12 protein-coding genes are annotated in these 15,007 nt (G+C 35.8%); 6 read left to right on the top strand and 6 right to left on the bottom strand.

Annotation, left to right across the window (positions count from 1 at the left end):
• Positions 1 to 86: 86 nt before the first annotated feature.
• Positions 87 to 740, top strand: a complete 654-nt coding sequence (gene leuE, locus AC2G3J_RS08220; protein ID WP_336950755.1) for a leucine efflux protein LeuE — start codon at positions 87 to 89, stop codon at positions 738 to 740.
• A 629-nt stretch (positions 741 to 1,369) separates the two neighbouring features.
• Positions 1,370 to 2,542, top strand: coding sequence for a benzoate/H(+) symporter BenE family transporter (locus tag AC2G3J_RS08215; RefSeq protein ID WP_483770935.1), 1,173 nt, complete (start codon positions 1,370 to 1,372; stop codon positions 2,540 to 2,542).
• Positions 2,543 to 2,891: 349 nt separating this feature from the next.
• On the opposite strand, the gene map is transcribed toward AC2G3J_RS08215, so the two are convergent.
• Positions 2,892 to 3,686, bottom strand: coding sequence for a type I methionyl aminopeptidase (gene map, locus AC2G3J_RS08210; RefSeq protein WP_151802897.1), 795 nt, complete (start codon positions 3,684 to 3,686; stop codon positions 2,892 to 2,894).
• 326 nt (positions 3,687 to 4,012) lie between these two features.
• On the opposite strand from map, the gene brnQ reads away from it, so the two are divergent.
• A complete protein-coding gene (brnQ, locus tag AC2G3J_RS08205; RefSeq protein ID WP_483770934.1) occupies positions 4,013 to 5,305 on the top strand; it encodes a branched-chain amino acid transport system II carrier protein in 1,293 nt (430 codons plus the stop codon).
• Positions 5,306 to 5,953: 648 nt separating this feature from the next.
• On the top strand, positions 5,954 to 6,190 hold the full coding sequence (locus AC2G3J_RS08200) for a hypothetical protein (RefSeq protein ID WP_336950752.1): 237 nt from the start codon (positions 5,954 to 5,956) through the stop codon (positions 6,188 to 6,190).
• Between the two features lie 52 nt (positions 6,191 to 6,242).
• Here the strand turns inward: AC2G3J_RS08200 and AC2G3J_RS08195 are convergent, their stop codons facing one another.
• Entirely contained in the window at positions 6,243 to 6,701 is a 459-nt protein-coding gene (locus AC2G3J_RS08195; protein WP_336950751.1) for a hypothetical protein, read from the bottom strand.
• Between the two features lie 127 nt (positions 6,702 to 6,828).
• On the opposite strand from AC2G3J_RS08195, the gene AC2G3J_RS08190 reads away from it, so the two are divergent.
• A complete protein-coding gene (locus AC2G3J_RS08190; RefSeq protein WP_483770933.1) occupies positions 6,829 to 7,686 on the top strand; it encodes an alpha/beta hydrolase family protein in 858 nt (285 codons plus the stop codon).
• A gap of 123 nt (positions 7,687 to 7,809) precedes the next feature.
• Here AC2G3J_RS08190 and AC2G3J_RS08185 read toward each other — a convergent pair whose 3' ends face one another.
• Positions 7,810 to 9,351, bottom strand: coding sequence for a TerC family protein (locus AC2G3J_RS08185; protein WP_336950749.1), 1,542 nt, complete (start codon positions 9,349 to 9,351; stop codon positions 7,810 to 7,812).
• 960 nt (positions 9,352 to 10,311) lie between these two features.
• On the opposite strand from AC2G3J_RS08185, the gene AC2G3J_RS08180 reads away from it, so the two are divergent.
• Positions 10,312 to 10,776 carry a MarR family winged helix-turn-helix transcriptional regulator gene (locus AC2G3J_RS08180; RefSeq protein ID WP_336950748.1) on the top strand — a complete coding sequence of 155 codons (465 nt, stop codon included), beginning with the start codon at positions 10,312 to 10,314 and terminating at the stop codon, positions 10,774 to 10,776.
• 9 nt (positions 10,777 to 10,785) lie between these two features.
• Here the strand turns inward: AC2G3J_RS08180 and AC2G3J_RS08175 are convergent, their stop codons facing one another.
• From AC2G3J_RS08175 to AC2G3J_RS08165, 3 genes are all read right to left on the bottom strand, one after another.
• On the bottom strand, positions 10,786 to 11,451 hold the full coding sequence (locus AC2G3J_RS08175) for an SOS response-associated peptidase family protein (protein WP_483770932.1): 666 nt from the start codon (positions 11,449 to 11,451) through the stop codon (positions 10,786 to 10,788).
• Between the two features lie 143 nt (positions 11,452 to 11,594).
• Positions 11,595 to 12,215, bottom strand: a complete 621-nt coding sequence (locus tag AC2G3J_RS08170) for a 2OG-Fe(II) oxygenase (protein ID WP_483770931.1) — start codon at positions 12,213 to 12,215, stop codon at positions 11,595 to 11,597.
• Between the two features lie 190 nt (positions 12,216 to 12,405).
• Positions 12,406 to 14,568, bottom strand: a complete 2,163-nt coding sequence (locus AC2G3J_RS08165; protein WP_483770930.1) for a malate synthase G — start codon at positions 14,566 to 14,568, stop codon at positions 12,406 to 12,408.
• Positions 14,569 to 15,007 lie beyond the last annotated feature (439 nt).

Raw genomic sequence — 15,007 nt, 5'->3', positions numbered from 1 at the left:
AATCGCTCACACTCTAAAGCCGAGTTTGTTATCATAACCACTCGGCTTTTTTATTTCGCTTTTCTTATTTATACAGTGAGAATGTTGTGTTTGGTATTACCGATATAGTGACATATATACTAGGGACTATTTTTATCGTCATTTTACCCGGTCCCAACTCATTGTATGTCATGTCAATTGCCTCTCGATTTGGAATTAAAACGGGCTATATCGGTGCTTTAGGCGTATTTACAGGAGATTTAATTCTGATTCTCTGTACTGTTTTAGGTGCTGCCTCTTTACTACACGCCTTTCCCTGGTTATTTATCATTCTCAAAGTTGTAGGCGCAAGCTATTTGTCTTATCTCGGTATTCGTTTACTGATCGCAAGTATCAAAACTTGGCAAAACAAACCACAAACGCTGCAAACAAATACATCCAATACTGCAACTCACGAACAATTCCATCCATTTCGAACAGCGCTAACCATTAGCTTACTCAACCCAAAAGCAATTTTATTTTATCTCTCGTTCTTTGTTCAGTTTGTTGATCCCGATTACCCTTACCCCGCTTTAAGCTTTGCGGCACTTTCTGTGATTCTGCAAATCATCAGTATGAGTTATTTGACGATCTTGATCTTCTCAGGCGTTAAGCTCGCCACTTTTTTCAATACACGCTACAAAATTGCTGCAGGTTGTGTTGCCTGTGTAGGTTTACTGTTCTGTGCTTTTGGAATAAAGCTTGCTGTTTCAACAATGTAAGCTGATTTAGTTAAATAAATCTCCCAATTAAAACATTCTTTTTTAAATCGTTCTTTTGAATAAACTGCGCTTTCTATTCAAGGCAATATCTAATTTTTATCAATGGGTAATCTATAGTCAACCTGTCAAAAAAATCAGACACAAGAATACAACTTCTCTCAATTAATTATTTTTTAATTAAATCAATTACATGGAAAGAATTTTTGATTATAAAAGCTTGTAATACCACAGCTTACATTCAACGTTTAAATACCTTTGCGTAGGCGATGCCTCCCTTTTTAGGGATAAAAAGGGACAAAAATCTTTTGCTGGGCGAAGGCTACGTCTTGTACCCCCGCCCAACGGCGACATCCATGTCGCCCCACAGTAGGATGACCAACTATAATTCAAAAGTACCAAAAATGAATTGGTGCAAATCACTTATATGAATAATTAGGTGGTTTGACTATACATTGTTTTCAACTAAGATAGTTCTAGATTAAAAAAGCCATATTCTCCCATAATGATAATCTAATCAGTTTTATATTTACTTTTTATATTTAATTCCAATTAACCCTATAAGCTTTAAAATGATCCCTGTATGATGGTTGCATTTTCAACCATTCAATCAAATTTAAAAGCAAGGGATCATGCAAAAGTTACTCCAAGACTTCTCTATACCTGCTGTATTTGCAGGTTTCATTACCTTTTTAATTGGTATCAGTGTTTCGGCTGTACTCGTCATACAAGCAGCTCAATTACTTGGCGCAAACCCTGAACAAATTACCTCTTGGTTTTGGGCACTCGGTTTAGGTATAGGTCTTTCAGGATTAATTCTTTCTTGGAAATTCAAATATCCTGTTGCCACCTCATGGTCAACCGCTGCACTTGCACTCATCATTGCCACTGCCAGCGGCTACTCACTCTATGAAGCCATTGGTGCTTTCTTAGTGAGTGGTTTACTGACCGCCACACTAGGCTTTTTAGGCATATTTGAAAAAATTATTTCGTATATTCCTCAGAGTTTGACCAGTGCCATGCTGGCAGGTGTATTACTCAAGTTTGGTATTGCTCTATTTGCCAGTATGCAAAACGACTGGGCATTTATTCTCAGCCTTTTGACGGTTTATATCGTCACTAAACGGCTATGGGCTCGTTATTGTATTGTGATTACCGTGATCGCAGGAATTATCATTTGTCCATTTTTTATGGAGTTTCATGTTCCAACCTTACAGTGGGGATTGGCAAAACCAGTATGGATGACACCTGAGTTCACATGGTCTGCAATTCTCGGATTGGCACTGCCTTTATTTGTAATCAATATGGCATCTCAGTATTTACCAGGGATTGCGATGATTAAAAGTTATGGCTATAAACCCCATGTTAACCAACTTATTGGTTGGACAGGTACAGCGCAGACTTTGCTTGCACCATTTGGCTGTTATACCGTGAATATTGCTGCAATCAGTGCTGCAGTCAGTCTGGATGACCAAGTTCACCCAGACCCTGCGAAGCGCTATATTGCTGGCATGAGCTGTGGTTTCTTTTATATTTTGATGGGGCTATTTGCGGCAACATTGACAAGTCTATTGATGTCTTTTCCACATCTTTTTATTGTGGCATTAGCGGGGATCGCCTTGTTTGGTACGATTAGCCATAATATTGCGATTGCATTTCATGAAGTCAAAGATCGTGAAGCCGCACTGCTCACCTTCTTATTCAGTGCATCAGGTGTTCAGTTTTTTGGGATTGGTTCCGCTTTTTGGGGACTCCTATTTGGCTTCGCTGTTTCGTTTATTTTAAACTTTAAACTTAAAAAATAGCATTTTGATCAATAAGATGAATGGAGGCTCATTCATCTTATTTTAAATTTTCAATTGTCGAATCAAAGCAAATCGAGAAGCGATAGACAAAAAAAAGCTTACCCTAGGATGGGTAAGCTAGAAAGCTTGGAACAACAATAGAAACTACAGCGAGAATCTGGAAGCTATCTTAGCGATTGGTTAATATTTAAACCAATACTTAAAAACACTTATTGGATATTTCTTAAACGGAAATATCCCCAGAAATAGTCACATTTCTATTAAATAAAGTGATAACAATATCATTTTTAAAGATAAAAAAACAATAAATCATCGATCACAATTCATTCAATAGACTAAAGTCTAAAGTTCAAATTTCCGGGTAGCTTCCAGTGCCTTCAGGCCACGGTGTAAGCAACTCAAAGCCCGTATCTGTGACTGCAACCATATGTTCCCATTGCGCTGACAGTGACTTATCCGCAGTGACCACAGTCCAACCATCTTTCAACTCTTTGACACTGGATTTCCCCGCATTAATCATCGGTTCAATGGTAAAAACCATACCCTTTTTAAGCACTAAGCCCTGCCCGGGTTGACCATAATGTAATACGTTAGGTTGCTCATGATAAATCTTACCAATCCCATGACCACAATATTCACGAACGATCGTATAACCTTCACGTTGCCCAACTTGTTGAATCGCATGACCAATATCCCCAAGTGTTGCACCGGGTTTAACCATATGAATTCCAGCCACCATCGCTTCATAAGTCGTTTCAACCAGTCTTTTCGCTTCAGGTTTAACTGTACCCACATAGTACATACGACTGGTATCACCAAAATAACCATCTTTGATAATCGCAACATCTATATTGATAATATCACCATCATTTAAAACCTTGTGTTTTGATGGGATACCGTGACAGACCACTTCATTTGGAGAAATACAGGTGGTTTTGGTATAACCATAATATCCAATATTTGCAGGGATCACTTTCAACGTATTGACAATAAAATCATTGCAAATATCGTCTAAATACTCAGTCGTCACCCCTGGCTTCACATATTCACCAATCATTGCTAAAACTTGAGCAGCTAAACGCCCCGACACTCTTAATTTTTCAAGGTCTTGTTCGGTTTTAATGGTGACTGTAGAAGCTTTCATTGGATCTGTCCGCAAAAGTGAAAAAATATTATATGCCTTTTCAATACGTTTAGGGCAATTTACCGCCTATCATATTCAATAAAAATGCAAAATCAAGCACACAAATTTTAGAATAAGTATAATTTCTCCCTATAATGTTCTTTCACACTCTATATTTTTTAAAAATTTTGATTTTTGAAAATTAACTGTGAATCATCCACATAAATATAATCAATATAACTAATTGGTTAAAATTTATAAAAAATGGGAATATTATCCATAAAATAAAATACAAAAAATAAGCTATTTCTACTAAAATCGCTGTTTTGCTTTTTCAACCACAGTTTATGACTAATCTCCGTACCAAGGATATTATTGCTTTAGGCTTTATGACCTTTGCCTTATTTATTGGGGCAGGCAATATTATTTTTCCACCCATTGTTGCTCAACAAGCCGGTGAACATGTATGGCTCGCAGCGCTTGGTTTTCTAATCACGGCTGTAGGCTTACCTGTTATTACCATTATGGCACTTTCTAAAACTGAAGGTTCTATTGCGATTTTAAGCTCGCCTTTAGGTAAAGTCGCAAGTTTAATACTGACCGTAGTATGTTATCTCTCGGTTGGACCATTATTCGCGACACCACGTACCGCAACTGTTTCTTATGAAATTGGTTTTTCCTCATACTTTGGCAATGGTGGTACAGCATTATTTATTTATAGTGTTATCTATTTTGCATTTGTGACTTTAGTTTCTCTTTATCCAAATAAATTATTGGATACAGTGGGTCATATTCTTGCACCACTAAAAATTGTTGCACTCGCAATTTTAGGTATTGCAGCATTTCTGATCCCTACTGGTTCAATTTCTCCTGCAATCAACAATTACGCAACCAGCCCTGTTTCTGAAGGTTTTGTGAATGGTTATTTAACCATGGACACTTTAGGTGCTTTGGTTTTCGGTATTGTTATTATTCATGCCATCCATTCTCGTGGTGTAACAGACAAAAAACTCGTAACCAAATATGCCATTATTGCAAGTTTGATTTCTGGTGTAGGTTTAACGCTGGTTTATCTCAGCTTATTTAAACTAGGTTTAGGCAGTCATGATGCTGCTCCAAATGCTGAGAATGGCGCAGTGATCCTGCATGCTTATGTTCAACATGCTTTTGGTGACTTAGGCTCTTTATTCCTGACAGCTTTGATTTTTATTGCATGTATGGTTACTGCGATTGGCTTAACCTGCGCATGTGCTGAATACTTCTCTGAATTGACAAAAATTCCATATAAAGTTTTAGTGATTATTTTGGTGTTATTTTCATTGGTGATTTCAAATCTAGGGTTAACCAAACTGATTGCTTTTTCAGTGCCTGTACTCAGTGCAATTTACCCACCCGCGATTGTGGTCATTCTATTAAGCTTCTTTTGGGGTAAATTCAATAACCCAACCACGGTTATCGCACCTGTCACTGGCATTGCATTTTTATTTGGTCTTATTGAAGGAATTAAGGTCACAAGCTTTAAAGATAGCTTACCTTTGATGATTCAAAACTTACCATTAAATGAACAGAACCTTGCATGGGTGATCCCATCATTGATCGTGTTAATCATCTGTGTCGTAATTGATAAAATTAAAAAATAAAGCTTTTTAATTATCATCCTTAAAATTTGATTTTACCCAAATCTTATTTTAACAGTGATCAATAATTGTCATGTTTACCCCACAGGCCGTTATTGTTTGCGACACAATTTTTAAAACATTTTTTGATCCATCTTAGCACTTCAAGTATTCATAAAATGTACCTAAATAGATCAAATCAAGTTTTGCTCTATGTGTATAAGAACATTTGTCGAAAAATTGAAAAACTCAACTTTCTCTTCATAAAGCTAAATTCAGTAGACGCTTGCATTTTTTTTATTGGTTTAACACCTATCTCTTGCTAAAATTGAATTATTTTGAAAAAAAATTGTCTTTTTTTCGATTTTTGCATAAATATTGCATAATTTTTTATCAACTTTAGTCGAAAACACTTTCAAGACCTATTAAGTTATTGTATTTTATTTTGATAACTAGCTCACACTACTTCAACAACTATTACGCCATTTATCAAAAAAATTACACATATTTTCATTTTTTATAAAATAATCATCACTTGTAATAAATATGTCATAATTATTTTAAATAATAGAGGTATTTGCTCTTGAAATAATTATTAGATATGGTACAACTGAATAAACCAATCCAGACTAAAACAATGTGGTTTTTGTCGAGCAGACAGGAGGGATGGAGATGTTATCAATACATTTCAATAAGCAAGTCTTCATTAATTCTTTGAAGACAAATACGAAACTGGTCATCTATCTAAGTACAACGCTTGCACTTTTAATGACACTATTAATTCATGGACTCATTCAAGGAAATTTAAAACCTGAATTTTTTGCCTATGCATTAGTCGTTTCTGCTGCCTTCTATGTTTGGGATGTAGTCGACCATAAATCTCGTAAACTTGCGAAGATTACAGAATAAAAGATGGATGCCATGCATCCATCTTAAATAAGAAAATTATAAAAATTAACTATTAAAATAAAGTAATAAACATTCCAAGTAATAATCCACCAGTCGCAACAATCTCCCCTAACACCAACAATAGCATTGCTATACGTAACAATATTTTCGGTAATTGCACTGTTCCTAATTGATGTGGTTGCTTAAATTGGTTGGTCGTATCTTTCAAGAAACCATGCAAAACATAACTGGCGATTGAAAAACTAAAAAAGAATAAATTGACCAAAACAAATATCAAATTTATTGTTTCAGTCCAGCTTGAACAATAGGCCATCACCGCTAAAATCAAAGTGGCTGGAGCATAAAGCAAACTACTGCGATGTGCGATATCAACATAATAATGCGCTCGGGCAATTTCTGAACGGCTGATTTGGTAATACTTCCAAACGCCTGTCAACATGCCTACCCATAGATAAATTCCACTAAATATTAACGCTAACTTTACCGACAAATCCAAACTCACCAAATCCATTTAAAACACCTTTATTCAAATTACTTAAAATATTTTTTATTGCATTTGACTCAGAAGTCATACTTTTAACAAGTTTCTTTTTGGAACTTGTGTAAAGTAATCATTAAAGCATACTCATAGAATTGTTATGAATACATTTGAAAATTTAACCATAACTTGTGCAGATAGCTATAGCTTAACTGCACGTTTTTATCCGGCAAAACAATCAACTAATCGTTTGCCTATTTTGGTTTGTCCTGCCACAGGTATTACTCAGAGCTTTTATCATCACTTTATAGAGTGGCTTGCTCAACAAGGTTCAGATGTACTGGTTTTCGATTTCCGTGGTATAGGTGACTCCTTACATGGTCCTATTCGTCAGTCCACAGCAAGTATCCAAGATTGGGGACAACTGGATATTCCTGCTGCTATTGAAACTTTGCTGAATAAGACAGGCAAAGAACAAGTCATACTCTTAGGTCATAGTGCTGGGGGGCAATTACTAGGCATTGTTTCCAACTTCAAGAAAGTAGCTCAAGTGATTGCAATTTCAGGCTCTACAGGACATGTAAAAGGACTTAAAGGGAGAACCAAACGTATGGCACCTGTCATGTTTAACATGATCTTTCCTATTTCAAGTTTAGTCAAAGGCTATGGTGCTACTAAGTTTTTAGGAATGGGAGAAAATTTACCCAAAAATGTTGCAAAACAATGGGCGGAATTTTGCAGTAAACCCGGTTATGTGATGAACGCTATAGGTAAAACTATTTTCGAGGACTATCACAACGAAATTCAATGCCCAATTACGGTGTATTGGTCATCGGACGATGAGATCGCCACTGAAGCCAATGTCAAAGACCTACTTCGTTTGTATCCAGAAGCCCCCACTGAAATGATAGAGCTTAAACCGAAAGATACAGGTCATAAAGCCATTGGTCATATGTTAATGTTTAGGAAGTCACATCAAAATTTATGGCCAATTATGACAAAAAATATTTTTAATTAATTTTTAGTTTTAAGTACTTAGATAAGTAATCCTATCTAAGTGCTCTTTTTATTCAAAAAAATGCCTCATTAATGAGGCATTTTTTAGTCTTTTATATCTGCTTACGATTTAATCGCAAAACAGTTACGAAAATTGCTCTGGACGGGTAATTTTTACCGTTTTGATCCGATTTTCATCCATTTCGATGACTTCAAACCAAATGCCCTCTTGTTCAATCTGAGTGCCTACTTTTGCTTCGCCTTGGGTTTTATCTAAAATCAAACCTGCCACGCTAAAATAGCCTGAGTCTTCCTGAACTAGATCCAACATACCAAGTTCCAGCTCAAGTTGATACAAATCCAGCATGCCAGAGGCTTTCCAGGTCGTATCATCCAGTTTAATTAATTCCAACTGCTCATCTGCATCAGGGAATTCACCAGCAATTGCTTCAAACACATCCAATGGAGAAATCAAACCCTGGATATTACCAAATTCATTACTCACCAAGACTAAAGAACCCTTAGACGTTCTTAAAGTATGAATAGCATCAATCACTTTCATTTTTTCAAAAATAAAAATCGGACGACTACGTTTAAGCAAGGCTTGTAATTGCTCTGGTTCATCCAGTACATCAATTAACTCTTTAGCGCGTACAACCGTAACCACTTTATCTAATTGTCCACGACACACAGGAAATAAACTATGCGGTACAGCCAAAATTTGCTGACGAATACTCTCTGCATCATCCTCAAGATTAATCCAAGATATTTGATTTCTAGGGGTCATGATTGATGCAACTGAACGTTCTGCAAGCGTTAACACTCCACCGACCATATAACGCTCTTCATCACCAAAGGCTTTTTGTGCTGCTAAAGTCTCAGGGTTTTGTAATAAATCTGCATCAAGTTTGCTTCCCATCAATTTCAAAATTGAGTCAGCAGTACGATGACGCAATGGTGTTTTCGACTGATGTTTTTCAACATTGCGGCTAGAAAACTGGTTAAAAGCTTCTATTAAAATAGCTACACCAATACCCGAATAAATATAACCTTTTGGAATATGGAAACCAAAACCTTCAGCAATTAAGCTCACACCAATCAATAATAAAAAGCTTAAGCACAGAATCACGACAGTAGGATGCTTATTGACAAAAGATGTTAATGGCTTAGAAGCAATCAGCATCACAATAACAGCAATTGTTACTGCTGCCATCATTACGTAAATATTATCGACCATGCCAATCGCAGTAATCACTGAATCGAGAGAGAATACAGCATCTAAAACAATGATTTGGGCAACAACAGCCCAAAAGCTTGCATAAACGACAGCCCCTGAACTTTTAACCTCGGGCTTACCCTCTATTTTTTCATGCAGTTCAGTGACAGCTTTATAGACGAGGAATAACCCGCCAAATAATAGAATTAAATCCCGTCCTGAGAAAGAGAGACCACCAATTTCAATCAGAGGTTTAGTTAATGTCACTAACCAAGAAATAATAGACAGTAAACCTAAACGCATTATTAATGCTAGAGATAAGCCGATGATACGTGCTTTATCTCTTTGTTCAGGAGGAAGTTTATCTGCAAGAATGGCAATAAAGACTAAGTTATCAATACCCAGTACAATTTCTAAAACTATTAGGGTTAAAAGACCAACCCAAATTCCAGGGTCTAATAAAAATTCCATTATTAGATCTCCTGCTTATTATTATAAATATATAAATTGGAGAAAAATAAATTCGACCTACAAGACGACGGATCCATGAATGATACCTTTTCAACTAAATTGCTATAATTATGCACAATATCTTAGGCTTGTAATTATTTTTCATAAAAAATTTACATTTATTTAAGTTTATATATGTATAGCTGACTGATACCTGCAAATTTCCTGTATTTCTAATCATCATTTTACAAATATAGTCTTTAACAGATATCGATACATCATATTCAAATTATTTTTCAATCAATATTACAGAAATGTCATTGGTATTTTCGTAAAAAATTACGTATAACTATGTTTGTAGAAGCCTTTAAATTAGTAGACTATATTAATCATAACTATATTTAATCAATTATTTTCAATTAGATATAAGGGCAACTAACGGAGTAAAAAATTGATAAATTTATATAATAAATTTTAACAAAAAAAAATATTTAGAGCTAAGCCAAGTTGATTTCTTTTATTTTTCAGTTAAAATAACATAAGATGTTATTTTTTTTAACTAATGAGCTTGCTTTTAACAACATCTTATTGGTAATTTTCATAATTAGGCAAGCTGAAATACTTAGGATCGTACTATGACACAAGGACTTTCATTAACATTTAATAAAATCTGCCTTTGGGGTTGGTTTAAAACTTTCTATTCCACGGCAACACTAGAGAATGAATTATATTCATTCTAAATTGCATGAAGAAGCGACTAAGTTTTCGCAAAGTATTACTGATTTCCATCTATCTATAGACAGTCGTACAATGCCTTTACTAAATACTTTAACTTAAGTTTAGTTCAAGCAAAATTTACATTTCGTCGATTTTACTTGTTTTTTTCTTTAAGTGATCTATCACATATTGATTCAAGTATTCAAAGTAAAATATGATTACCGCTTAAGATATGGCAATAATTACAAAAACAGGGACCCTTAAATGACTAAAAAATATGCAAAATTTTTACCTGCAGCTGAAAATTTTAATATCGAAAATTTCCCATACTACTGGATCACTCAAGTACATTCGCAGTATGTTTTAAATTTAGATCACGTACTTAAGAAGTATGGGGTAGACCATTCTAGACGACGATTGTTGGTTGCATTAGAAGCCAAACCAGATGCAAGTGTCTCTGAGCTCTCAGAAATGATCGTTTCAAAAATGTCGACGATAACCAAAATTGTTTATCGCTTAAAAGAGGAAGGATTTGTTGATACTTACTCGTGTGAAAATGATGCGCGTATCACAAGAGTACATTTAACAGAAGCTGGACAACAAATGACGCAAAAAATAAATGACTTAATGAGTGTTGTACTTGAAAAGTCATTTGAAGGTCTAACACCACTTCAAATTGAAAAAACCATGGAAAACTTAAAAATTATTTTTAAGAACCTTGCACATTAATATTTAAGGCTATTCATCGAAGATGTTCAACTGTGGCGAGTTTTTGTTATTCGATCTTTTGGGGCAATAAAAACACTCAAACTCAGCCACAGGGAACCCTTCAATAAAACTCAAAATATTGGGCTGCTGTAAGCCCAACCATTCATCAAGTCGATGATGTGGAATAACTACCACCGAACGTTTGTCTGTCCGAGGTTCATGAAACTCACTCATCATCGGATGCAGGTGGGCATCCATACTAATCATGGCGGCTGAACGAACAACTTCACCAGTTTTTAATCGAGTAATCTCATAAAGTGCAGCAATATAAAAAGCCTGACCATCTTTACGCCGTACACCCCATCGTTGTGGTCGACCATTGATATATTTGGATTCATAGAACTCTGTCACGGCGATCACACCAAATTGGCACTTGCTAAAAGCCTCGACAAAACTGCGTTTTTCCATCAGAGTTTCATTTCTTGCATTATATGTATGTTTTGCAACATCTTTATCCTCAGCCCATTTTGGCACTAAACCAAAGTTGACTAAACGCCATTCAATCGCTTGATTGGATTTAAATAGCAACGGCGTTTGAAAGCTGGGAAATATTTCTTCTTCATACGGGAAAGGAACTGCAGGCAAGCCAAGCTGCTGAACTTGTATTAAGCTGATCGGTTTAAAATTAGCACACATGATAATAAGATTTAAGATACTGACTTATAATTGTTGAATTTATCTATCGCGCTATCTATTGATAACAACATTAGACATTGATAAAAAATTGAAACAGTTCACAATTTCAATTGAGGATAAACCGAAGTTTACCCTCATTGCTTTTATCCAAAAATCTTTTTCACTTTGGCGCTTAAACCATGAAAAAACTTATGTTTTGCATTGGCTTTTTCGCTAGTCAAAAAATTAATTTGAATGGATTGGCGTTGCCCTTCATAAGGAATATAGCCATGCCAACCATTATCAGTCACTTTAAATGCAACCAGTGAACCTGGTCCTGCATTGATTTCTGTCACATAGTTATTGATGTCTTTATCGTCATTGAGAATACGTAAACGTCCATTCGGCGCATCCCAAGATTCATTTAAATAGATTAAAACCGTCAACAATTTGCTTTTTGAATCACTGTGAATCCGGCCATCTTTTTGACGAGAGTAGCCACGTAAAGTAATCATCATCGGATGTTCCATAACGTTGACATCAAATTTATCTGTTAAAATTTGACGAAATTCTGGTGTATCCAATGATTTTAGCAAGCGATCAAAATTAGGCTTGATTTCTACATCTTCGATGTTAAAGCTTCCGCCTTGTTCAATTTTAGGAAAGTCTTGGATTACTGCCTGGACTTCACTATCTGCCAAAGCATTTTCAACTACAAAATACGGATATGGCGTACTCGCAACTTCAGCATTCTTCAACGCATCTAATTTCAGAATTGATGTCATTTATAATTCAGCTTAATGATTAATTCCCTTAAATTGTATCAGAGATTTTATATCATTGGCTTAAAACTCAAAGTCACGTCTACAAATTTTATATATGGAAGCATAGCAACAGTTAAAATAAACAATAAAAAGAATAAAGCCCCCGAAGAGGCTTTGTTGATAATCAAACAAAATAAATTAGACGATAAAATTAATCGCCTGTATAACCTTTTAACTTTAAGCGATATGCATGTAATAATGGCTCAGTATAGCCAGACGGTTGTTCACCACCTTTGAATACTAAATCATAAGCAGCTTTATATGCATAACCATCAAAACCAGGCGCCATGTTGCTATATTCAGGATCGTTGGCATTTTGTTCATCAACAATTTTCGCCATACGCTGCATAACTTCTTCAACTTGCGCTTTAGTCACAATCCCATGACGCAACCAGTTTGCAACGTGTTGAGAAGAAATACGCAAAGTTGCACGGTCTTCCATTAAACCGACATTGTTAATGTCTGGCACTTTAGAACAACCTACACCTAAATCAACCCAACGAACAACATAACCCAAGATCCCTTGAAGGTTATTTTCAAGTTCTTTGGTCTTCTCTTCTTCAGTCCAGTTTGTATCTGTCGCTAAAGGCGGTGTCAACAAGTCATCTAACGGAAGTGCTTCAGTTTTCAATAACTCTTGTTGGCGTGCTGAGACATTACATTGGTGATAATGAATCGCGTGAATCACTGCACCTGATGGTGAAGGAACCCATGCACAGCTCGCACCCGCTTCAGGATGTTCAATTTTGGTTTTATACATGTCTAAAAGCATGTCAGGTTTAGGCCACATACCTTTACCAATCTGCGCTTTGCCACGTAAACCTGCTTGTAGACCCACCATAACATTACGGTTTTCATAAGCTGGGAACCAAATTTGGCTTTTCACTTCGCCTTTACGAACGAACGGACCTGCTTCCATAAAGGTATGAATTTCATCACCTGTACGATCCATGAAACCAGTATTGATGAAAATTGTACGGTCTTTTGCTTGTGCAATACAGTTTTTCAAGTTTACAGATGTACGGCGCTCTTCATCCATAATCCCGATTTTCAAAGTTTTCGCTGGTAAACCAAGCGCTTGTTCAGCACGTTCAAACAATTCGACAGCAAATGCAACTTCTTCTGGACCATGCATTTTTGGTTTAACGATATACATTGACCCTTTACGTGAGTTTTTGTTTTCGTTTTGACCTTTGATGTCTGCGAAAGTCAGTAATGGTGTGATTAAAGCATCCATAATACCCTCGTAGATTTCAGCACCATCTACAAGGATTGCAGGGTTTGTCATTAAATGACCAACGTTACGAAGAAGCATCAATGAACGACCATGAAGTGTTGTTTCACCACCAATCAAGTTCTTATGCGTACGATCTTTATTTAATGTACGCGTAACGGTTTTACCGTTCTTCTCAATTGATTCTTCAAGCGTACCTTTCATTAGACCTAACCAGTTACGGTAGCCTTCTACTTTCTCTTCTGCATCTACAGCAGCAATCGAATCTTCTAAATCTTGAATCGTGGTAACAGCAGCTTCTAAAACAAGATCTTTTACACCCGCTGCATCAGTTTTGCCTATTGGGCTATTTGCATCAATTTCAATAACAACGTGTAAGCCATTATTTAAAAGTACAATTTCAACGGGTGCAGATTCGTCACCATTGAAACCGACAAATTGTGATTCTTTCGCCAAAGTCGAGGTTGAACCATCTTTGAGTGTGACAACAAGTTTTTTGCCCTCAACAGCATATTTTGTTGCATCTGCATGTGAACCATTCGCCAATGGGAATGTTTCATTTAAGAAATTCTTTGCAAATGCGATAACTTTATCGCCACGAACTGGGTTATAGCCTTTACCTTTTTCTGCGCCACCTTCTTCAGATATCACGTCAAAACCGTAAAGTGCATCGTATAAAGAACCCCAACGCGCATTTGCCGCATTTAAGCAATAACGTGCATTCCGCACAGGTACCACCAATTGCGAACCAGCCAATAATGCGATTTCTTCATCTACATTTTCTGTACTGATTTGAAAATCTTCTACTTCTGGTAATAAGTAGCCAATTTCTTTTAGGAAAGCTTTATAAGCTTGAAGTTCAAATTTATTGTTGCGGTGCCATTCATCAATTTTAGCCTGAATCTCGTCACGCTTCGCTAAAAGCGCCTTATTCTTAGGACTAAGATCGACAACAACTTGCTCAAAGTTTTTCCAGTATGTTTCACTATCTAAACCAGAACCTGGTAGTGCTTCATTTTCGATGAAATCGTAAAGTTCTTTAGCAATCGCTAACTTGCCTTTTTGAATACGTGCAGTCATTGTCTTTCCTGATATTGCTACTTTTTATAACAAGAGTTTCTAGTATACCGATTTAAACCATGCTGAATAGTACTATCACATTGCTAAATAGTGATCATTTTAATTAAAAAAATAGCTATATTAACTTAAAAAATAACGATCAAAAATACAGCAACACCATCAACTAAATCATCAACTTAAATCGCTTTTTAACAGTGTATAAATTTTTTAAAATGTCTAAATTAGACCAAAGTGCTGAATCAACCCTAATTTCTCCATTTTTTATACACTTTTATTCCTTGAGCAAAGATTAAGCCATGAATAGCGCTAAATGTCGATAAAACCAATCCATAATTCTGTGTAAAGAATTGTTCGACTCACTTATATTTTTTTCTGTTTGTTCAAATCTCATCTTATTGTTTCAATTTAGATGATTAGAATCTTTAGCAACAAGGTGGAA

It is taken from the genome of Acinetobacter legionensis (genome assembly GCF_057165765.1).
The sequence above is the reverse complement of the archived record's forward strand: the minus strand, read 5'-3'. Positions and strand labels throughout refer to the sequence as shown.